Origin of the sequence: Bacillus sp. FSL E2-8887 (genome assembly GCF_038007205.1) — a bacterium.
GTDB classification, from domain to species: domain Bacteria; phylum Bacillota; class Bacilli; order Bacillales; family Bacillaceae_G; genus Bacillus_A; species Bacillus_A mycoides.
In genome coordinates, this window is the sequence record NZ_JBBOWS010000001.1 from 468066 (window position 1) to 489491 (window position 21426).

Annotated in this window: 15 protein-coding genes, 1 rRNA gene and 2 pseudogenes; 12 read left to right on the top strand and 6 right to left on the bottom strand. The window is 36.9% G+C overall.

Going from position 1 to position 21426, the window contains the following annotated elements:
• Window positions 1-15: 15 nt before the first annotated feature.
• Both NSQ08_RS02100 and NSQ08_RS02105 read right to left on the bottom strand, forming a co-directional pair.
• On the bottom strand, window positions 16-891 hold the full coding sequence (locus NSQ08_RS02100) for a cytochrome aa3 quinol oxidase subunit II (RefSeq protein ID WP_002010605.1): 876 nt from the start codon (window positions 889-891) through the stop codon (window positions 16-18).
• 294 nt (window positions 892-1185) lie between these two features.
• Window positions 1186-1393, bottom strand: a pseudogene (locus NSQ08_RS02105) (amino acid permease); the annotation flags it as partial.
• 407 nt (window positions 1394-1800) lie between these two features.
• Between NSQ08_RS02105 and NSQ08_RS02110 the strand changes: the two are divergent.
• The 7 genes from NSQ08_RS02110 to NSQ08_RS02140 all read left to right on the top strand — a co-directional run bounded on the left by NSQ08_RS02110 (window position 1801) and on the right by NSQ08_RS02140 (window position 9491).
• Window positions 1801-2511 (top strand): C39 family peptidase, encoded by a 711-nt coding sequence (locus NSQ08_RS02110; RefSeq protein ID WP_033708611.1) that lies wholly within the window; start codon window positions 1801-1803, stop codon window positions 2509-2511.
• Between the two features lie 281 nt (window positions 2512-2792).
• Window positions 2793-3968 (top strand): amidohydrolase, encoded by a 1176-nt coding sequence (locus NSQ08_RS02115; RefSeq protein WP_002167120.1) that lies wholly within the window; start codon window positions 2793-2795, stop codon window positions 3966-3968.
• Between the two features lies 1 nt (window position 3969).
• Window positions 3970-4167 carry a DUF3311 domain-containing protein gene (locus NSQ08_RS02120; RefSeq protein WP_002029838.1) on the top strand — a complete coding sequence of 66 codons (198 nt, stop codon included), beginning with the start codon at window positions 3970-3972 and terminating at the stop codon, window positions 4165-4167.
• Complete coding sequence (locus NSQ08_RS02125) at window positions 4164-5636, top strand: sodium:solute symporter family protein (protein ID WP_340770998.1); 1473 nt, start codon at window positions 4164-4166, stop codon at window positions 5634-5636. The genes NSQ08_RS02120 and NSQ08_RS02125 overlap by 4 nt, the downstream gene beginning before the upstream one ends.
• A 101-nt stretch (window positions 5637-5737) precedes the next feature.
• Window positions 5738-7216, top strand: coding sequence for a spore germination protein GerLA (gerLA, locus tag NSQ08_RS02130; protein ID WP_340771000.1), 1479 nt, complete (start codon window positions 5738-5740; stop codon window positions 7214-7216).
• On the top strand, window positions 7217-8341 hold the full coding sequence (gerLB, locus tag NSQ08_RS02135; protein ID WP_340771003.1) for a spore germination protein GerLB: 1125 nt from the start codon (window positions 7217-7219) through the stop codon (window positions 8339-8341).
• The gene (locus NSQ08_RS02140; RefSeq protein ID WP_340771006.1) at window positions 8325-9491 is read left to right on the top strand and encodes a Ger(x)C family spore germination protein; all 1167 of its coding nucleotides are present in this window, start codon (window positions 8325-8327) and stop codon (window positions 9489-9491) included. The genes gerLB and NSQ08_RS02140 overlap by 17 nt, the downstream gene beginning before the upstream one ends.
• A gap of 203 nt (window positions 9492-9694) precedes the next feature.
• Here NSQ08_RS02140 and NSQ08_RS02145 read toward each other — a convergent pair whose 3' ends face one another.
• The 3 genes from NSQ08_RS02145 to NSQ08_RS02155 are packed head-to-tail and all read right to left on the bottom strand — an operon-like array spanning window position 9695 to window position 12049.
• On the bottom strand, window positions 9695-11095 hold the full coding sequence (locus NSQ08_RS02145) for a nucleoside recognition domain-containing protein (protein WP_340771009.1): 1401 nt from the start codon (window positions 11093-11095) through the stop codon (window positions 9695-9697).
• Window positions 11073-11795 carry a FeoB small GTPase domain-containing protein gene (locus tag NSQ08_RS02150; RefSeq protein WP_340771012.1) on the bottom strand — a complete coding sequence of 241 codons (723 nt, stop codon included), beginning with the start codon at window positions 11793-11795 and terminating at the stop codon, window positions 11073-11075. Before NSQ08_RS02150 ends, NSQ08_RS02145 begins: the two co-directional genes overlap by 23 nt.
• The gene (locus NSQ08_RS02155; RefSeq protein WP_002090873.1) at window positions 11792-12049 is read right to left on the bottom strand and encodes a FeoA family protein; all 258 of its coding nucleotides are present in this window, start codon (window positions 12047-12049) and stop codon (window positions 11792-11794) included. The genes NSQ08_RS02150 and NSQ08_RS02155 overlap by 4 nt, the downstream gene beginning before the upstream one ends.
• Before the next feature lie 500 nt (window positions 12050-12549).
• Between NSQ08_RS02155 and NSQ08_RS02160 the strand changes: the two genes are divergently transcribed.
• The 4 genes and pseudogenes from NSQ08_RS02160 to NSQ08_RS02175 all read left to right on the top strand — a co-directional run bounded on the left by NSQ08_RS02160 (window position 12550) and on the right by NSQ08_RS02175 (window position 16000).
• Window positions 12550-13449 carry a phosphate ABC transporter substrate-binding protein PstS family protein gene (locus NSQ08_RS02160; RefSeq protein ID WP_000245113.1) on the top strand — a complete coding sequence of 300 codons (900 nt, stop codon included), beginning with the start codon at window positions 12550-12552 and terminating at the stop codon, window positions 13447-13449.
• A 71-nt stretch (window positions 13450-13520) separates the two neighbouring features.
• Window positions 13521-14411, top strand: a complete 891-nt coding sequence (gene pstC, locus NSQ08_RS02165; protein ID WP_012260333.1) for a phosphate ABC transporter permease subunit PstC — start codon at window positions 13521-13523, stop codon at window positions 14409-14411.
• A gap of 2 nt (window positions 14412-14413) precedes the next feature.
• Window positions 14414-15334 carry a phosphate ABC transporter permease PstA gene (gene pstA, locus NSQ08_RS02170; RefSeq protein ID WP_002010630.1) on the top strand — a complete coding sequence of 307 codons (921 nt, stop codon included), beginning with the start codon at window positions 14414-14416 and terminating at the stop codon, window positions 15332-15334.
• 139 nt (window positions 15335-15473) lie between these two features.
• Window positions 15474-16000, top strand: a pseudogene (locus NSQ08_RS02175) (AAA family ATPase).
• Window positions 16001-16049: 49 nt separating this feature from the next.
• On the opposite strand, the gene NSQ08_RS02180 reads toward NSQ08_RS02175, so the two are convergent.
• Window positions 16050-19094: an efflux RND transporter permease subunit gene (locus NSQ08_RS02180; RefSeq protein WP_340771015.1), complete on the bottom strand. Its 3045-nt coding sequence runs from the start codon at window positions 19092-19094 to the stop codon at window positions 16050-16052.
• A 658-nt stretch (window positions 19095-19752) separates the two neighbouring features.
• Here NSQ08_RS02180 and NSQ08_RS02185 point away from each other — a divergent pair.
• Window positions 19753-21304: ribosomal RNA gene (locus NSQ08_RS02185) — 16S ribosomal RNA — on the top strand.
• Window positions 21305-21426 lie beyond the last annotated feature (122 nt).

Below are 21426 nucleotides of genomic sequence, written 5' to 3' on the forward strand. Positions count from 1 at the left end.
TTGGAATAATAGCTATTATTTTTTGTTTTTGTAGTAGTTGTAATCACAATATTCAAGTGATTTTGGATCTACATAACTTAAGTGGTGACTAGAGAACGTCATACGCCCCACTACACCAGGTTTAATAATTTCGTTATATTTCTTTTCTGATAATTTAGGGGCAGTTTCTTGTACTTCTTTTACCCACTTATCATATTTCTCTTTAGTTTTTGCTTCAACTTCGAATTCCATGTGAGTAAATCCTTCACCAGAGAAGTTCGAGCTACGACCTAGGTAAGAACCTGGTTTGTCAGCTTGTAAATATAAGTCCATGATCATGCCATCCATTGTATACTTCATACCACCAAGTTCTGGTACCCAGAAAGCATTCATTGGACCTACAGAAGTCAGTTTAAATTGAATTGGTACACCAGCTGGGATGTTTAAATAGTTAACGGTTTCAATTTTTTCCTCCGGGTAACTAAATAACCATTTCCAGTTTGCAGATGTAACATAAATTTCAACTGGTTTAATATGTTTGGACTCTTGCGGAACCTCTTCCGAAGCATAAGTTGCTTTAACTGTTGGAATCGATAATGCGATAACGATAATAACAGGAATAATTGTCCAAATGATTTCTAATAATGTGTTACCATGTTGATCAGGTGGCTCATAGTCCATATTCTCTGGTTTTTCACGATAACGAATCAAGATGACTGTAAACAAGATGAATACAATTGCGATAATTAATGACATAAGCAAGAATGACCAAACAATTAAATCATACTGTGCTTTTGCAACAGGTCCTTGCGGATTTAATACTGCGAGTTTTTTATCACAGCCACCGAGGAACAGAAGTAATGATAACGGAAGAAGCGAAGCCAACTTCCAAAATGCTTTCTTTAGTTGCACGATTGAAAATCTCCTTTCTCCTTGGATTGAAACTATGCCAATAAAACAATATAAACCTATTAATTTATAGATGGCAATAGTTTTTGTTATATTGTTAAAAAATAGACACAAATGCACGCTTTTTAAGGTGAATATCATTTGTAACTTGATAACATTGTAAACTATTTTCCAGATAAAAACGTGATTGTGGGAATTTTAAGATAAATAAAGTTATACCAACATACCCAATAAATAGAAAAAAATTATCTTATCATAAGGAAAGATACTGAATTTTTAATATATTCAGTTTGTTACCTAAGTTATATTTCTTTTTTGCTCAAATGTGACAACTTTCCGAAACTTTAACTCGGTATAAAATGTAACAAATGATCATAAATGGAACCCAGCAATAAAGAGCAATTCTCTGATCTGGAATGAAAGCTAAACTAACAAATGTAAGGAAATTGAGTGAGAAAGCTACGATTGGAACTATTGGATAAAGTGGTGTGCGGTATTTTAATTCTGTTTGTTCTACTTGTTGATTCATATGTCCCTCCCCCCATATTTTTTTGTATGTTTTAACTAGATTTTATTCGGTGCTTTTAATCATTAGTGGGGGTGAAAAACATACTTGGTTTATTTTGTTGTGAACTGAGTATGTAAAGGAAAAACTAACTATGACTAAATACCTTAGAATGTTTATTAACCTAGTGAAGGAAACGTGATTCTTTCACTAGGTTAATAATTTTGTTTTTTAGTTAAAAATTCTGAAAAATTATAATTTTTTCTTTCTATTTCAAACAATCGGAATTTTAAAAAGTATTTGTGAATAATGATTCACAGAATCTTTCTAGCAAACTAGTAAGAAGAAAGGTACAATGATAGGAGTTGTGCCTTTAAAATAATTGATATAATGGAGTTTGGTTTATGATGAAAAAGTTAAAATATATTTTTATTTTCGGTATTATATTTGCTGTCGTGTTCTTTTTCGAGAAAGATAAAATTATGAAAAAGGCACAAGAATTTCGGTTAGACCTTTTCTCTGAGATGAAAGAAAGTGCAATGATTACAGAGGTTCCGTTTATTAGACAGTTACCTGAATTACCTAGAGGTTGTGAAGTGACAAGTTTAACTATGCTACTACAACATAAAGGTGTACAAGTAGATAAGATGCAACTTGCTAGTGAAATTCATCGCGTTCCATTTAAACAAGATGGTTTGCATGGAAATCCGTATGAGGGATTCGTTGGAAATATTTACACGAAAGCTGAGCCGGGATACGGTGTATATAATCAACCGATTTTTAATTTAGCAGAAAAGTATGTTCCTGAAAAAGTAATTAATTTAACAGGTAGAGACGTGCAAGATCTATATAAAGTAATTAGTTCTGGTTCTCCAGTATGGGTAATTATTAATACAACGTTTAAACCATTAGCCGAAAGTAGTTTTGAAACATGGAATACGAGTTCAGGTGAAGTGAAAATTACATATTATGAGCATAGTGTTGTAGTAATTGGATATGATCAAAACTTTGTATACGTAAATGATCCTCTTGCAAACAATCCACGAAAAGCTGTTCCTCGTGCTGAATTTGAAAAGGCATGGGAGCAAATGGGGAAACAAGCAATTACTATTTTATAAAGTGAAACTATAATCAGTGGGGGTTTTGTTCATCCCCACTGATTATTAGTTGAACCAATCGGGCGTTTACGGGCAGTTAATCTCCCACCTAACTTCTTTGCTCCAGCCGAATTTTGAGGTGGGAGTTTTACTGCCCACAAATAGCGGGATAAAATGAAAAGTCATCTTGAGATGGCTTTTTCTTTTTGAATATTCATTATAGAAAATTCTGAAAATTCTTTCAGAAGTTAACGATTCACGCTATAATAACATTTAACTTGGTAAAGAAGGGGAGAAGAGAAATGGATGTCGCAAAGGAACTTGTTTTATCAAAGAATCAGTTGATTGAGTGGAGAAGGCATTTTCATAAGTATCCAGAGTTATCTTTTCAAGAGGAAAAAACATCTCAATTTGTATTCGACATACTTCGGGAAATCCCGTATTTAGAAGTCTCAAGGCCTACTAAATATAGTGTAATGGCAAGGTTAATTGGTAGGCAGCCTGGTAAAACTATCGCGGTTCGTGCTGATATGGATGCTCTTCCTATTCATGAAGAAAATAAGTTTGATTTTATTTCTATATATCCAGGTGTGATGCATGCGTGTGGTCACGATGGTCACATGGCAATATTGCTTGGTGTAGTACATAAGTTGGTAGAGGAAAGAGAGAAAGTTAAAGGAGAGATTCGCTTTTTATTTCAACATGCAGAAGAAAACTTTCCGGGCGGTGCAGAGGAAATGGTCGCAGCGGGAGTGATGACAGGTGTGGATTACATTATTGGTGCTCATCTTTGGGCGTCATTAGAGGTTGGAAAAGTAGGTGTAATTTATGGTCCTGCGATGGCGGCGCCGGACGTTTTTAAAATTACGATAGAGGGAAAAGGTGGGCATGCTGGAATTCCGCATGAAACAGTTGATAGTATCGCCATTGGTGCGCAAGTAGTTTCGCAAATTCAGCAAATTGTATCTCGCCTCACGAATCCGTTAGATTCTCTCGTAGTATCTGTTACGCAATTTCATTCTGGGACAACTCATAATGTTATCCCGGAACAAGCGGAGATTGAAGGGACAGTGAGAAGTTTAAGGCATGAATTAAGAGAAGAAACAAAGAAGAAGCTTGAAAGGATTGTAAAACATATTACAGAATCCTATGGTGCTAAGTATACATTTTCTTATGAATATGGATATCGCCCAGTTGTGAACGATTATGAAGTTACAGAGCTTATTGAACATACAGCATTACAGCTGTATGGAAGAGAAAGAGTTGTTCGTTTACAGCCAACGATGGCAGGGGAAGATTTTTCAGCATTTTTACAAAAGGCACCAGGGACGTTCTTTTTTATAGGGGCAGGAAATGAAGAGAAGGGAATTATATATCCGCATCATCACCCTCGTTTTACAATTGACGAAGACGCATTACCAATTGGAGTGGAAGTCTTTGTATCATCTATTATGAATTTTATAAGTAAAGGAGAATGAGATGAAAAAAATACACGTGCTAGCACTTATTCCAGTTCTTTGTTTAGTAGTTGGACCAGTATTTGCAAATTCGGTCACTCCTTACGTATGGGGGATGCCATTTTTATTATTTTGGGTACTATTATCAGTGCTCATTACGTCTCTTTGTATGGGGCTTGTGTACGTATTCGATCCTGCTAATAAGGGGGACGTAAAATGACTGCATTATTTATCATTATTATATTTTTGTTTCTCGCACTATTTTTAGGAATTCGGGCACAACATGGAAAAGATATGAATTTAGAACAATGGTCAGTTGGAGGAAGAGGATTTGGAACTATTTTCGTTTTTCTCCTTATGGCAGGGGAAATTTATACGACGTTCACATTTTTAGGAGGAAGTGGCTGGGCTTATAGTAAAGGAGCTCCTACATTTTATATTTTAGGGTATGGTGCATTAGCTTATATTTTATCGTATTTCTTATTGCCTCCAATTTGGAAGTATGCAAAAGAACATAACCTCATTTCACAATCAGATTTCTTTGCGAAGAAATACAGGAGTAAGACGCTTGGGGTAATTGTTTCAATTATTGGTGTTATTTCGATTATCCCGTATCTTGTTTTGCAATTAAAGGGATTAGGAATTATCGTTTCGGAAGCTTCCTATGGAAGAGTGACACCTGTTATTGCGGTATGGATTGGTGCTATTGTTATAACTATTTATGTAATGGTTTCAGGTATACATGGATCGGCTTGGACAGCTGCTTTGAAGGACATTATGATACTATTTATCGTTATGTTTTTAGGTATATATTTACCGTATCACTATTACGGAGGATTTCAACCGATGTTTGAAGCTGTAGAAGCTGCAAAACCAGGTTTTTTATCTTTACCTGAAAAGGGAATGAGTATTTCTTGGTTTGTTTCTACTATTATATTAACGGCTCTCGGTTTTTATATGTGGCCTCATACATTTGCCTCAGCTTTCTCAGCGAAAAGTGAAAAAGTATTTAGGAAAAATGCAGCAATTATGCCTCTCTATTCTTTAGTTTTGCTTTTTGTGTTCTTTGCAGGTTTTGCTGCTATTTTACAAGTTCCAGGGTTAAAGGGAGCGGATGTAGACCTTTCATTATTCCGTCTTGCTCTTCAAACTTTTGATCCATGGTTTATTGGGATTATTGGTAGTGCAGGAGTGTTAACGGCATTAGTTCCAGGTTCCATGCTTGTTATGGCGGCATCTACGTTGTTAGCAAAAAATATTTACCGAACAATGGTGCCATCTGCTTCAGATAGACAAGTTGCAAAAGCAGCTAAGCTATTTGTACCTGTCGTGACGCTTATTGCCGTATTATTTACCTTTAAAGGGGGAGAAACGATAGGGGCTCTTCTTTTAATGGGGTACAGTATAGTTACGCAACTTTTCCCTGCACTTGTATGTAGTTTGTTTCCACGTCAAATTATTACGAAGCAAGGAGCGATTGCGGGAATGGGGATTGGGTTGTTAATTGTCGCATATATTACCTTATCTGGTTCAACTATAGCTACGATGTTTCCGAGTTTTCCGCAATATATAAAAGATTTAAATGTAGGTATAGTCGCATTGTTAATGAATATGATTGTGATGTTTATCGTTAGTGGATTCACAAGAAATGTATCTGTAAAGACCGACAATATAATAGTAGAAAAGTAATTCGTATGTTAGAGCTATCTTCGAAAAGAGATAGCTCTTTTTTGTATATATTTTCTTCTATTAGCGGAATCTAACTAAAAACTTGTTGAAAAGGAAGTTAGGTGGGGAAATTGTTAGAGCTAAAAGGTAACTTGTTTGAAGTTATGAAGGAAATTAGAGATGAGTTAGGTTCACCTAATGATTTAACAATTAGAGAAGTTGCTCTTGCTGGTAGTTTAACCCGCTGTGCTGTTATTTTTTTATGTGGGTTAACAGATAAGGATAATGTTTATAAATATGTAGTTCGTACGCTTCAATATGAAGAAATACAAAAAGAAGCAGCTATTGTTCAAACATTATTGGATCGTTTTATTTCTATTGCAGAAGTCGGTATGAAGACGACTTTTCCAGATATTATAAATGCGGTTTTAGCAGGAGATACAGTCATATTAATTGATAATATTCAAACGGCTATTGTTGTTAATAGTAGGGCTTGGGAGAAAAGAAGTCTAGAACCGCCAGTGACAGAAGATTTAATTCGTGGACCGAGGGTTGGGTTAAATGAAGATATTAATGTGAATAAAATGTTAATTCGCCGTGGTTTACGTGATCCGAAGTTACGGTTTCAATCTTATATTATGGGGAAGCGATCGCAGAAAGAAGTAACCCTAGTATATATAGAGGATATTATTAACCCTTACATCGTAAACGAGCTAGATCGGCGTCTTCAATCAATAGTGACAGATGTCATTTTTGAGACAGGAACGATTGAGCAATTAATTCAAGATAATAATTTATCGCCGTTTCCGCAGTTTTTAAATACAGAAAGACCAGATAATATAGTGGCTGCATTGGCGAAAGGGAAAGCGGCCATTTTAGTAGATGGGTCACCGTTTGCTCTTATAGCTCCACTAGTGTTTGTTGATATTTTTCAATCTGTAGAAGATCATTATGAGCGTTGGGTAATTGGAACGTTATTAAGAATATTACGTATGGGATCAGGTATCGCTGCTGTTTTATTACCTGCCATGTACGTAGCGCTTGTATCGTATCATCAAGGGCTTATTCCATCTAAACTAGCTTATTCCATTGCGGGAGCGAGAGAAGGGGTACCGTTTCCTGCGTATATTGAAACGTTAATGATGGCATTAACGATGGAGTTAATACGAGAAGCAGGAATTAGATTGCCAAAACCAATGGGCCAAACAATTGGCATCGTAGGCGGTCTTGTAATTGGAGAAGCCGCGGTGAATGCAGGGATTGTAAATCCGTTCTTAGTTATTATTATTGCAGTTACTGCAATTGCTACGTTTTCACTGCCTGTATATAGCATTACGATTACGTTTCGAATTTTACTTTTTGTTTTTGTATTAGCAGCAACTGCTTTTGGATTGTACGGAATCATTTTAGCTCTTATTTCACTTGCGATTCATATTACGAATTTAAAGAGTGTGGGTATTCCTTATACAACGCCTATTGCTCCTGCATTTTATAAAGATTGGAAAGAAGAACTTATTCGTATGCCAAAATCGATGTTGAAAGAGAGACCGGAATATTTACAAACGAAAGACTCTACACTACGTCCAAAGGAGCGAGAGTAATTGAAACCATTTGAATATGGGGATGAAGAAATTGGATCTCGGGAACTTGGGTTTGCGGTATCGTCAACCATTATTGGTATAGGGGCATTGTCTATGCCGAGAGATATTGCTGATCAAACTTTATTTTCGGACGGTTGGATTATTTTACTTTTGGGTGGATTGATATGTGCGGTTTTAGGTTGGTTTGTAACGAGGGTAGCTATTTTATTCCCAAAACAAAACTTTGTTCAATATACGAGTGCACATTTGACGAAGCCTGTTGCATACACAATCAGTAGCATTTTAGTATTAACGTTTGCAGCTTTGACAGCATATGAATCGCGAATGATTGCGGTTATTTCACAAACATATTTATTTAGTGATACACCAATACAGCTATTGTCTTTCTTCTTCTTATTAGTTGTTATTTATGGAGTAGCAGGATCGAGAGCGGCTTTATTAAGGTTAAATGTTCTATTCTTACCAATCGTTTTAATTGCGATAGTGCTTCTTTCTTTATTGAATGTGAACTTAATGGAAATAGATAATTTACTACCGGTTTTTCAAACGAATGTCAGTCAGTATGCTGTAGGAGTTAAAAATTCTATTTTTACATTCATCGGATTTGAGGTAGCTCTGTTTTATGCTGTGTTGTTGAATGATAAGACAGCGAAAAAAGCGCCAATGGCAGTTGCAAAAGCGGTGATCGTAAACGTGTTGTCATACATTTTAATTTATGTAACTTGTATTAGTGTTTTTACGTATATGACAACACGTGGATTGACATATCCAACAATTGAATTAGGGAAAGAAATTGAAATTGGTGGAGGTTTTTTAGAAAGATTTGATGCGATTTTTTTTACTACTTGGATTATTACTATTTATAACACTACAGCAATGTATTATGACGTCGCATCTTTATTATTTTGTGCTATGTTTCCGAAAGTGAAGAAACATATTTTCATTTTTGTAAGTGCCCCGATTATTTTTATGGTGAATATGATACCTAGTAATTTGAAAGAATTGTCAAGTTATGGGACTTATTTAGCCTGGATAGATATGGGGTTTGTCGTGTTAGCGCCTGTGTTAGTTTTTATTGTATATAAAATAAAAAGAAGGAATGGTAGAAATGAAACACCTTCTTAAAATAATAATGGTTATGGTTTTAGCTGGATCTATAAGTGGGTGCTCTGAGCTAGAAGAAATAGAAGAAAGAGGATTTGTAGTAGGTGCAGCCTATGATATTGTGAAAAAAAAGAAATCGAATCCAATTATGAAAGGGACGTATCAGATGGTACTTCCCAGTAAGCTAGCACAGCAAGGTGGACAAGGTGGTGGAGATAGCGAAAATTATATTAATGTTAGTGCAAAAGCAGATAGTGTCTTTGAGCAAATACGAATTATTGCTAAAAAAATTAGTCGTTCATTATTCTTTCCGCATATACAAGTGATAATTTTTTCTAAAGATTTACTAGCGAATCCATATGTTTTACAAAATACGTTAGATGTATATATTCGCGATCACGAGATGAGAAGAAATATTCGTTTGTTCGTTTCTGAGAAAAATGCAGAAGCTATTTTAAAGCAGAGTGCCAAGCCTGAAAATTTACCGGCGCAGTATATTGATATGTTAGCTGAACATCCTCCGAAAAATGCTCAAATGATTGAAGCTGCAAGAATTGGTGAAGTACAGGAAAAGATGATTTCTAACCAAAGTTTCGTATTACCTATTCTCGAACTAACAAAACAAGGGGTGCAAATGAACGGGGCAGCGTTGTTTCGTGGGAAGGATAATAAGTGTGTAGGCAGTTTGAATGGAGAAGAAACATTAGGAATGAATTATGTAATAGGTAAAAAAATTGGAGGGTTCTATACTATCCGTAAACAAGGTCAGCTTGTTACATACGAAATTCATAAGATGCACCGAAAGATTAAAGTATCTACGGAAAATGCTACAAAACCGAAGTTTGATATCCATTTATCTTTGGAAGGGACCTTAGCAGAGTTGCATTTTAGTGATCATAAACAAATTATGAATGAAAAGCGATTAAAGAAAACCATTGCGGAGGAAATGGAGAAGCGTATCCAAAAATCGATTAAGCTTGTTCAAAAAAAATATAAGGTAGATGTATTAGCGTTAGGAGAAGTATATAAGCGGCATAATTATAAAGAATGGAAGAAGATAGATAAGAATTGGGATCAAGGTGAAAATTATTTTAGTAATGCTGAGGTTACTGTTCATGTTCATCCGACAATTGAGCATTCAGGTTCAGCTTTACCGAAGAGAGTGAAATAAGGTGATTTAAGTTGTTTACTGGACTAGGAATTAGTTGCACGATATTAATGGCGATTCTTCCGGGAGCCATATACTCCATTCATAAAAAAATCACAACGTATGGAGCTCAGCCGTGGAAAGAAAAAAAGAAACCTGAATAATTTCAGGTTTCTTTCGCGCAAAGCATATGTGAAGGGGGATACCTTCTATGTATGCTTTGTTTTTTATACAAGTCCTAACCAATGTACCAATTGTGTAGAGAGGAATGTAACAACAATGGCAATAACAGTAGGGATTGCAAACGATAAAAATGTCCATTTTGCACTTTTTGTTTCTTTATATATGTTAACTAGTGTTGTTCCACAAGGGAAATGAAGGAGTGAGAACAACATTGTATTTAACGCTGTTAACCAAGTCCAACCATTTTCTAAGAATAGGTTTTTAATTTGATTAAAATCATCTATTTCAGTTAAAGCGCCAGTTGATAAGTAAGACATTAATAAAATCGGAATAACAATTTCATTAGCTGGTAGTCCAAGAATAAAAGCTGCTAGAATAAATCCGTCAAGTCCTAACATTTTAGCAAATGGATCTAGGAAGTTTACAAAATACATAAGTAAGCTTGTGTCACCGATGAAAATATTAGCAAGTAACCAAGTTAATGCAGCTGCAGGGGCAGCTACAACTACAGCTCGTTTTAAAACATATATTGATTTATCGAGTGTTGCGCGTACAATTGTATTCCAAACTTTTGGCTTACGGTACGGTGGTAACTCAAGTGTGTAGTGAGTCGGAACACCTTTTAAAGCTGTTTTTGATAGTACCCAAGAAACGGTTAATGTCATAATGACACCAATTACAACCATTCCAACTACAACGCCAGCAGTAACAAGTGTTTGCATACTACCTGTATAACCAGCAGCCATAAATAGTGAAGCCATTAAAATTAACATAGGCCAGCGCCCATTACATGGAACGAAGTTGTTTGTTAAGATTGCAAGCATACGTTCACGTGGTGATTCAATAATACGTGTTGACATAATGGCAGCTGCATTACAACCGAATCCCATTGCCATTGTTAAAGATTGCTTGCCATGTGCACCAGATCGTTTGAATAAACGGTCCATGTTAAATGCGACACGTGGTAAATATCCGTAGTTTTCTAATAGTGCGAACATAGGGAAAAAGATTGCCATAGGTGGTAACATAACGCTTATAACAGCACTGGTACCACGGAATAAACCAAGTATTAAAATGCCATGTAACCATTCAGGTGCATGCATTGCTTGGAACCAAGATGTTAAATATCCTTCTACCCAGCCAAAGAACTTAGCGATCATATCAGAAGGTACGTTAGCGCCTGCAATTGTAAGATAAAAAATAATAGATAAAATACCGAGCATAATTGGGAATCCCCAGATTGGAGATGTGAAAATTTCATCTAGCTTTTCGGAACGATACAATTTATCGGTATTTGTATATTGGACAGCTTCTTTACATATACTTGCGGAGGTTCGATAAATATCTCCGACAATATCATCTCGTATATCTTCTTTTGAAAGTGTTTGTGCATGTTGAACAATATAGTCCAGCGGAAGAGCTTTACTGGCTGAGTGAGATTCCATTTATTATGACCTCCCTTACAAGTGGTTCGTTATGATGTTTTTGAAGTGCAGTTAAGAAATTTTTATCTCCATCTAAAATACGTAACGCAATCCAACGTGCTGGATACGTATTGCCGAACACTTTATAAATTTGTGGTTCTAATTCTTGAATCATATTTTCGATTTTTTCATTATAAGTAATTTTAATTGGTGTTGGAATGAGTTTTTTATTTGCTACTTTAGCGATGACATTTAGCAAATGACCAATGCCTACTCGGTTGCGAGCAGAAATCTTCACTACAGGTACACCGAGTGATTTTGCTAATTTCTTTTCTTCAATAATGATTCCTTTTTTCTCCGCTTCATCAATTAAGTTAATACAAATGACCACATCGTTTGTCATTTCCATCACTTGGAGTGCTAAATTTAAATTTCTCTCCATTGCAGTTGCATCTATAACAACTACAGTTACTTCTGGTTTTTCAAATATAATATAATCTCGTGCTACTTCTTCATCTGCCGAATTTGAATACAGTGAGTAAGTTCCAGGTAAATCTATTATTGTATATATATTTCCGCCATGCTTATATTCCCCTTCAGCCTTTAAAACAGTTTTCCCCGTCCAGTTTCCAGTATGTTGTTTTAAGCCTGTTAAAGTATTAAATAATGTACTTTTTCCGGTATTCGGGTTACCAGCTAACGCAATGCGATGGTTACTCATCTGAAATCATCTCCTATTAATACCCCGAAAATAAGGGAGCTTTCTTCACTACGCAGTGCAATAGTTGTGTTGCTTACTTGATAAGCGACTGGGTCTCCAAGTGGGCTGCGTTGTAATACTTTAATTGTCGCTCCAGGAAAAAAGCCTAAATCTAATAAACGTCGTTTCATAGTTCCTTCTAATTGTATCTTCTCAATTTGTACAAATTCCCCTGTTCTGAATTCGGAAAGGGGTTTAGTATTAGCCGATACCATAAAAGTTACCTCATCTCTATATTTTTAGTTTTAGTTTAAAAAGTTTCCTTAGGTAAACTTTTTGATACTAATATAGTAGACTACATTTAATGATGCTGTCAATTAGTACTTTAAAAATATTCAAATATTTTTAGAATTGTTCCAATTTATTTAGTTGTACCGAAAAATATTACTGGAATTCTTCTTAAAGTAAGAGTGTAAAAGCTTAAAAATATAGGGGAATTGTAAATGTAGTTTTAACCTAAAGGGAAAAATACAGAAAAACATTTACATTGAATTTACATTGTTAAGATTAAATTTACAATACTACGTGTTTAGTGTGGGTTTTGTTGGCTTTTTCAACTGTAAATGTTGGAATGTCTAGCTTTTAGGGGATGTTATCTCTATTTACTTAAACTTAAAAATTGCTTAACACTCACATAATATTGTTGTCCTACAATGAATTTGTGTTCGAAAGAAGATGAATTCGAAAAGTGATAATCCAAATGGGGGTACAAGACATGGTTATGAAAAAGGGTATTAAATTTTCTTTAGCGGCTTTAGTTGTTGCAGGTGCATTAGTTGGATGTGGAAAAGCAGAAAGTACGGATAATAAGGAAGCTGCTAAAGGTAGCGATGCAAAACAAGAATTATCAGGTACGATTGCAGCGGCTGGCTCTACAGCTCTTCAACCTCTTGCGGAGGAAGCTGGAAAGAAATTCATGGAGAAAAATTCAAAAGTTTCTATTCAAGTTCAAGGTGGCGGTAGTGGAACTGGGATTAACCAAGTAGCATCTGGTGCAGTACAAATTGGTAACTCAGATGTTCCAGCTGGAGATAAAATAAAAGATGCTGAAAAAGCAAAAGAATTAGTAGATAACAAAGTTGCGGGTATCGCATTCGCACTTGTCGTAAATAAAGATGTAAAAGTTGATAACTTAACAGTAAAACAAGTGCAAGATATCTTCACTGGAAAAGTAACGAACTGGAAAGAAGTAGGCGGAAAAGATGAAAAAATCAATGTAATTAACCGACCAGCTTCATCTGGTACACGTGCTACTTTTGAAAAGACAGTGATGAAAGACGCGAAGATTAATGATGGAACTGGTACAACACAAGATTCTAATGGTGCTGTAGAGCAAGCGATTAACTCTACTCCAGGTTCAGTTAGTTACTTAGCAATGTCTTACATGGTTGGTGAGAAAAAAGGTGCGTTACAAACGGTTAAAATTGATGGATCTGAACCGAAAGTTGAAAATATTTCTGCTGGTAAATATCCATTCTGGTCTTACGAGTACATGGTAACTAAAGGTGAGGCAAAAGAAGCGACAAAAGCTTACATTGATTATGTAAAAGGTAAAGATTTCGAAAAACAAGTAGAAGATATGGGTTACATCCCAATGTCTAAATTAAATAAGTAATAAAATTTTATGGGGCTGGCTGCAAGGCCAGTCCTGTTCAATGCAATCTATGAAGTGGGGTCTGTCCTGTGATGAAGGGGAAAAAACAAATTAATTACGTAAAGAGTGAATATATAGGTAGATCACTTGTTACGTTTTGCGGTATCTTTATTGTTTTTATTACATTAGCTATTATTGCGTTTATTTGCGGCAAAGGAATTCAATCTTTCACGCAAAGTGGTATCTCATTTTCTGAGGTGTTAACTTCGACAAACTGGAATCCAAATGCTGATCAAGGTACGTATGGTGCTGTCATCTTTATTGTCGGTTCGACGCTTGTGTCGTTAGGTGCTGTTGTCATTAGTGCACCAATTGCTATAGCTCTTGCTATATTCATGAATTTAATTTCGCCGAAGTTTGGGAATAAAGTATTAAAGCCTGTTTTAGAATTATTAGTTGGTATTCCATCAGTTGTATACGGATTATTAGGGGTTACGATCTTGGTTCCTCTATTACGGGATTCGTTCGGTGGAGTGGGATTTAGTTTAATTGCGGGTATTATTGTCCTGAGTATTATGATTTTACCTACTATTGCTAGTATTGCCTCTGATGCAATACGCTCTGTTCCGTTTGATTACTTGGAAGCTTCTTACGGTCTAGGATCGACGAAATGGCAAGCGATTAGCCGAGTTATTGTTCCTGCTGCAAAACAAGGAATTTTAACAGGTATAGTTTTAGGGTTAGCGCGTGCTTTTGGTGAAGCGTTAGCGGTTCAAATGGTAATCGGGAACACGATTAAATTACCGGAAGGAATATATAGTCCAACAGCAACGTTAACAGGTATTCTGACAATGGATATGACGAATACATTGAACGGAACAGCTTGGAACAATGCGCTATGGACGTTAGCAATGATTTTACTTGTTATTTCATTCCTGTTTATTTTAGTAATTCGAGCGATTGGTCAAAGAGGTGAGCGATAATAATGAATGCAAGAACGGTAAATAAAGTTTGGACAGGTATCTTTTATGGGGTTGCAGCTTTAGTTGTAGCTTTGCTGGCTTTTTTAATGTACGAAATTCTGCAAAAGGGATGGGGATTTTGGGATCCTAGTTTCTTATTCGGAGAACCAAGCAATACAAGAGCTGGTGGGGGAATTGGTCCACAGTTATTCAATTCTTTCTACATGCTTGTTATAACACTTATTATATCTATTCCTCTTGGACTAGGGGCTGGAATATATTTAGCGGAGTATGCAAAACAAGGTCGTTTTTTAAGTTTTGTTCGTTTATGTATTGAAACAATGGCGTCTTTACCTTCTATTGTTGTTGGACTATTTGGCTTATTAGTATTTGTTACCATGACAGGATGGGGATATACAGTAATGGGTGGAGCTCTTGCTTTAACTATTTTGAATTTACCTGGTTTAACACGTGTTTGTGAAAATGCGATTTCTGAAGTTCCTCATAATGTAAAAGAGGCGAGTCTTGGACTAGGTGCAACGAAATGGCAAACAATTGCCCGCATCATTATCCCGTCTTCGTTACCACAAATCATTACAGGTATTATTTTAGCGGCAGGCCGTATATTCGGTGAAGCTGCGGCGTTAATTTATACAGCGGGTTTAACATCACCTATTTTAAATTCAGCAGCGGACTTCTCGAGCCCCTCGCATCCTTTAAATCCATTTAGACCAGCTGAAACGTTAGCTGTTCACATTTGGAAATTAAACTCTGAAGGGATTATCCCGGATGCGAAGTTAATTGCAACAAAATCTGCAGCTGTATTAATTATTATGGTATTACTCTTTAATATCATTTCTCGTTTCGTAGCATCTGTATTACACAAGCGTTTTACAGGAGCGAAAAAAAGTCGTAAAACGACGAAGAAGGTAAAAGCGGCATAAGTTGAAGATGAAAACTCTCTGTTTATAAAACAGGGAGTTTTTTTACGGTCATTTTGTTACTGGAAGGAAAAGAAGGAGAGTTGTTGAATAGGTAATTTGATATGTGGATATTCGGATGAAAATAGGGAGGGGTTTGAAGGTGTTTTTTCTGCAAATGTCGGGATTTCCTGGATCAGGGAAGTCGACTCTTTCTAAGTATATCGCTAAGTTAACAGGTGCTGTTATTGTAGATCATGACGTCGTGAAATCAGCTTTATTAAAATCATTAAAGGCAAAAGGTGTTGAACCAACAGTGGTTGGGGGATCTCCTATGATATTGAGTGGGAACTGATCGATTTTTTGTTGGAGCAAGAGCACAGTGTGATATTAGATAGTCCATGTCTCTATGAAGGGATGGTTAAAAAAAGAATAGATTTATGTCAGAAACATGGTGCTACATATAAATATATTGAATGTTATCTTAATAATATAGAAGAAATTAATCGTAGGTTACAAACGCGTGAACGTAAGATAAGTCAAATTACAAAAGTAGAATCAGAGGTAGCATTTAAAAAATGTCTGGCTGGCAGTAAAAGGCCTTTACATGGTGAATATCTTATTGTGGATTCTGGAGAGCCGCTAGAGAAGTATGGTAAAAAAGTGATGGATTATATTATGGATAGATAGAGGGATAAAAAAGGCGTTATCTTCATAATTGAAGATAACGCCTTTTGGTTTAAATATCAGGTGTTTCTGTAGAAGTGCTTATTTTTCTGCGGGAGCGTCTTTTTCTCCCGATTTTATCTAATAGTTCATACATAACGGGAACGACTACTAATGTAAGAACGGTTGAGACTGCCAAACCACCGATTACAACGACGGCCAGACTTTTCGATACCATACTTCCTGCTTGAGATTGCCCGAAGAGGAGTGGTAGCATAGCGACGATTGTTGTTATAGCTGTCATAATAATTGGGCGTAATCTAGTAGATCCTGCTTCTAGTAAGGCTTCTCTAGTTTCCATACCGTTTTCCCGATTTTGTTGCACTCTTTCTATTAATACAATAGCATTTGTAACGACAATCCCGATTAACATTAATGCGCCGATTAATGAATTTACGTCAACAGGTGTTCTGGAAATGATTAATCCTAAAATACCGCCGACAGCAGCTAATGGTAAAGAGAATAAAATTGCGAAAGGAGCGCGTGCTTGCCCGAATGTGATAACCATAATTAAATATACAATCCCGATTGCGATCCCCATAATTTTGAATAAATCTGTGAAGTTCTCTTGCATAGATTCAGTAGCACCTGCGATATTTACTTTTGCTCCGGTAGGTAAATCTAAGTCGGCTATAGCTTTGTTTACTTCTGCGCTTACTTTACTTAAATCTTCACTTGAAGCTTCTGCAGTAATTTGAATCGTTTCTTTCCCGTCTTTATGGAAGATTTCCGTTTGAAGTTGTTTTTCTGAAATAGTTGCAATGTCTTTTAAAGGAATTGGTCCTTTAATAGGTGATAGTATGTTTGTGTTTAAAATATCTTCTTGTTTGTTAACGGATGCCTTTTTATGTTCTATCATAATAGTTGTTTTTTCATTATTGATTGAGATTTCCCCAATAGGAGATTTCTTCATAAGGAATGATACTTGTTGTGCTGCTAATTCTGGTGCTAAACCTAGTTGCTCAGCCTTTGTTTGATCGATATGAATTTGCCATTCTTTTTTAGATTCTTCTATATTTGTTTTTACTTTAGAGAGATCGTCCATACCTTTTAGTTTTGTTTCGACGATGTTAGCGGCCTTTTTTAAATTTGTTTCGTTAGTAGCGGTTACGTTAAATTGTAAGTTGTTTCCGCCTCCGGAATCAGAGTAACTCGTCTTTATATAATCAAGTTCAGCTGGTTCGAAAGCTGTATGATCCTTTTTTAATTCTTTAATATATTGGTCGATGTCAGATCCTTTTTTAAAGACTACAAATATAGTTGCAAGATTGTTTTGAGTTGTCTGTCCCCATTGTGCATCTTCTGCGCTAGATCCCATTCGCAAAATAACATCTGTTACATCAGAATTAGAGAGGAGTTTCTTTTCGAAATCAAAGGCTTTTTGTTTTTTAGCTTCAGAATCATAATCACCTGGAAATGTCATGTTAACGGAAAGCATTGTATCGTCCTCAGACTTTATGTTCGCTTTCGGAAGTAGTATGTAGGCTGCAATTGATCCTGCAAATAATAAAAAAGAAGTGAGTAGAATGATAAACTTATGAGAAAGAGCCCACTTTAATGTAGCGACATATCGCGGTGAAGAATGTGAATTGCGACGTTTTGTTTTTTTGAGCAGTAAAAAAGCCATAAGTGGAACGACTGTTAATGCCACAATTAAGGAAGAAAGTATAGAATACACAACTGCTAACACCATAGGTAACATTAGTTTTCCAATTACTCCCGATACGAGACCGATAGGTAAAAAAACGGCGACTGTCGTTAAAGTAGAAGAGGTAATTGCGACGGCGACCTCTTTTGTTGCATCGAGAATAATATCTTTAGAGAAAGATTCTTTTTGTAAACGACGGAAAATATTCTCGATGACAACGATACTATCATCGACGAGACGTCCAACTGCAACGGCTAAGCCACCAAGAGTTAGAATGTTAAGTGTGATGTTAGATTGATGGAGTAAAAATAGTGTTAATAAAATAGATAATGGAATACTAACGACAGCGATGAGTGTTGTTCGGAAGCTGCGTAAAAAGATTAAGATAATGAGAGTTGCAGCAATTGCCCCAAGGATTACTTCTTTTCCCATACTAGTAACAGCATTTTCAACTTGCTCATGAGTTGAAGCTAAAAGTTTAATAGAGAATTGATCTTTATATTGCTTGCTTATATCTTTAATCTTTTTATCAATCTCTTTTCCGATTGCAACCGCATTTTTACTCGGCTCTTTCATGATGATTAATCCTGTTCCTTCTTCCCCGTTTATGTGCGAGATTGTATCGTAATGTTGTTTTAATTCAATTTGAGCAACATCTTGTAATTTTACTTGAGGTGTAACGGTGATGTTTTTTATGTCATTTACATTTTTTATATCCCCGATGACACGAAGATTGTATTCTGTCTTATTAACGGTAATTGCTCCGGCTGGAGTGGAAGTTTCTTTTCCTTGTAAAACTGTTAATACTTGCTGTGATGATATGTTTTTATCTTTTAGTTGGTTAGGATCAAGTACGATGGATAATTCGGAAGTTGATTTTCCGAAAAACATAACATTGGCAACACCATCAATGCTTTCGAGTTGTGGTACGATTTCTTTCTCAATTTGTTTTTCGTCAGCTTTTGAAAATCCGTTTTGCTTCTGGATGGTAATTTGAGCGAGTGGAATCATAGAAGTGTTTAATTGGCTAACAACAGGTTTAGTTACATCTTTAGGTAATTTAATCGTATTAATTGTTTTTTCGACTTCGCGTGCCGCGTCTTTCATATTTGCCTTGGATGTATATGCAATGTCGATGCGTGATAATCCTTCATGTGTGGAAGAAGTGATGCCATCGATATGTTCTAAATTACGAAATTGTTTTTCAAGGGGATCAGTTACGTCCTTGGTCATCGTTTCAGCATCGAGCCCTTGAGATAATGTCGTAACAGTTATTGCAGGGTTATCGATGCTTGGTAAAAATTCCATAGGTAATTTAGAGCCGGAATAAACACCGAGTATGGAAATGAGAAAAACCATGATAATAATAGCGGCTCGGTTTTTTAATGAAAATTTTGTTAACCTATCCATAAAATAATTCCTCCATTAGTTTATTTATAGTTTTGTGGGCACTTTCTTACTATATAACAAAAAATGGATATCTTTCATTAATTAAATGTAAAAAAATTCTAACAATAATCTTAAGTTAATATTTCGAGGGGAAGTTTGTTATTTGTGGAAGCAAAATTCCTGATTGGAGAGAAAAATCAGGAATTAAAGTTTTGCTCTAGTATAGTGGCCACGTTTTTTATTACTCTACATTTAAATGATTATTTGTCCTTCTTAAGTAGAACTATGGTAATTATAAAATTAAAAAAGGAGAAGACTAAAGGTTAGGAAGTTATTGTGAAATGATAGTGTATAGTAACTTGTATACAATCAAAATGAATGTTTTTAGTAGAAAGGATAAGGGTTCTTTCTATAGAAGAAAGTAGGATAGATAACTTTTTGTATTTTTTTATAAAAAATACTTGTTATTTAAAAACCATGATGGTATATTAATAAACGTCGCTGATGCGGAAACGCAGAAAACGACAAAAAAGAAATTCAAAAACATAGTTGACATCGAAAAATGAAGATGTTAATATGATGAAGTCGCTTTTGAAGCGGCAGACAAGTTCTTTGAAAACTGAACGAAACAAACAACGTGAACGTCAATTTTTATTTTTAGATGCTAGACAAACTAACTTTATTGGAGAGTTTGATCCTGGCTCAGGATGAACGCTGGCGGCGTGCCTAATACATGCAAGTCGAGCGAATGGATTAAGAGCTTGCTCTTATGAAGTTAGCGGCGGACGGGTGAGTAACACGTGGGTAACCTACCCATAAGACTGGGATAACTCCGGGAAACCGGGGCTAATACCGGATAATATTTTGAACTGCATAGTTCGAAATTGAAAGGCGGCTTCGGCTGTCACTTATGGATGGACCCGCGTCGCATTAGCTAGTTGGTGAGGTAACGGCTCACCAAGGCGACGATGCGTAGCCGACCTGAGAGGGTGATCGGCCACACTGGGACTGAGACACGGCCCAGACTCCTACGGGAGGCAGCAGTAGGGAATCTTCCGCAATGGACGAAAGTCTGACGGAGCAACGCCGCGTGAGTGATGAAGGCTTTCGGGTCGTAAAACTCTGTTGTTAGGGAAGAACAAGTGCTAGTTGAATAAGCTGGCACCTTGACGGTACCTAACCAGAAAGCCACGGCTAACTACGTGCCAGCAGCCGCGGTAATACGTAGGTGGCAAGCGTTATCCGGAATTATTGGGCGTAAAGCGCGCGCAGGTGGTTTCTTAAGTCTGATGTGAAAGCCCACGGCTCAACCGTGGAGGGTCATTGGAAACTGGGAGACTTGAGTGCAGAAGAGGAAAGTGGAATTCCATGTGTAGCGGTGAAATGCGTAGAGATATGGAGGAACACCAGTGGCGAAGGCGACTTTCTGGTCTGTAACTGACACTGAGGCGCGAAAGCGTGGGGAGCAAACAGGATTAGATACCCTGGTAGTCCACGCCGTAAACGATGAGTGCTAAGTGTTAGAGGGTTTCCGCCCTTTAGTGCTGAAGTTAACGCATTAAGCACTCCGCCTGGGGAGTACGGCCGCAAGGCTGAAACTCAAAGGAATTGACGGGGGCCCGCACAAGCGGTGGAGCATGTGGTTTAATTCGAAGCAACGCGAAGAACCTTACCAGGTCTTGACATCCTCTGAAAACTCTAGAGATAGAGCTTCTCCTTCGGGAGCAGAGTGACAGGTGGTGCATGGTTGTCGTCAGCTCGTGTCGTGAGATGTTGGGTTAAGTCCCGCAACGAGCGCAACCCTTGATCTTAGTTGCCATCATTAAGTTGGGCACTCTAAGGTGACTGCCGGTGACAAACCGGAGGAAGGTGGGGATGACGTCAAATCATCATGCCCCTTATGACCTGGGCTACACACGTGCTACAATGGACGGTACAAAGAGCTGCAAGACCGCGAGGTGGAGCTAATCTCATAAAACCGTTCTCAGTTCGGATTGTAGGCTGCAACTCGCCTACATGAAGCTGGAATCGCTAGTAATCGCGGATCAGCATGCCGCGGTGAATACGTTCCCGGGCCTTGTACACACCGCCCGTCACACCACGAGAGTTTGTAACACCCGAAGTCGGTGGGGTAACCTTTATGGAGCCAGCCGCCTAAGGTGGGACAGATGATTGGGGTGAAGTCGTAACAAGGTAGCCGTATCGGAAGGTGCGGCTGGATCACCTCCTTTCTATGGAGAATTGATGAACGCAGTTCATCAATAAACGTTGACTTGTTTTGTTTCGTTCAGTTTTGAGAGAACTATCTCTCAAGTTTAAATGTATGTTCTTTGAAAACTAGATAACAGTGTAG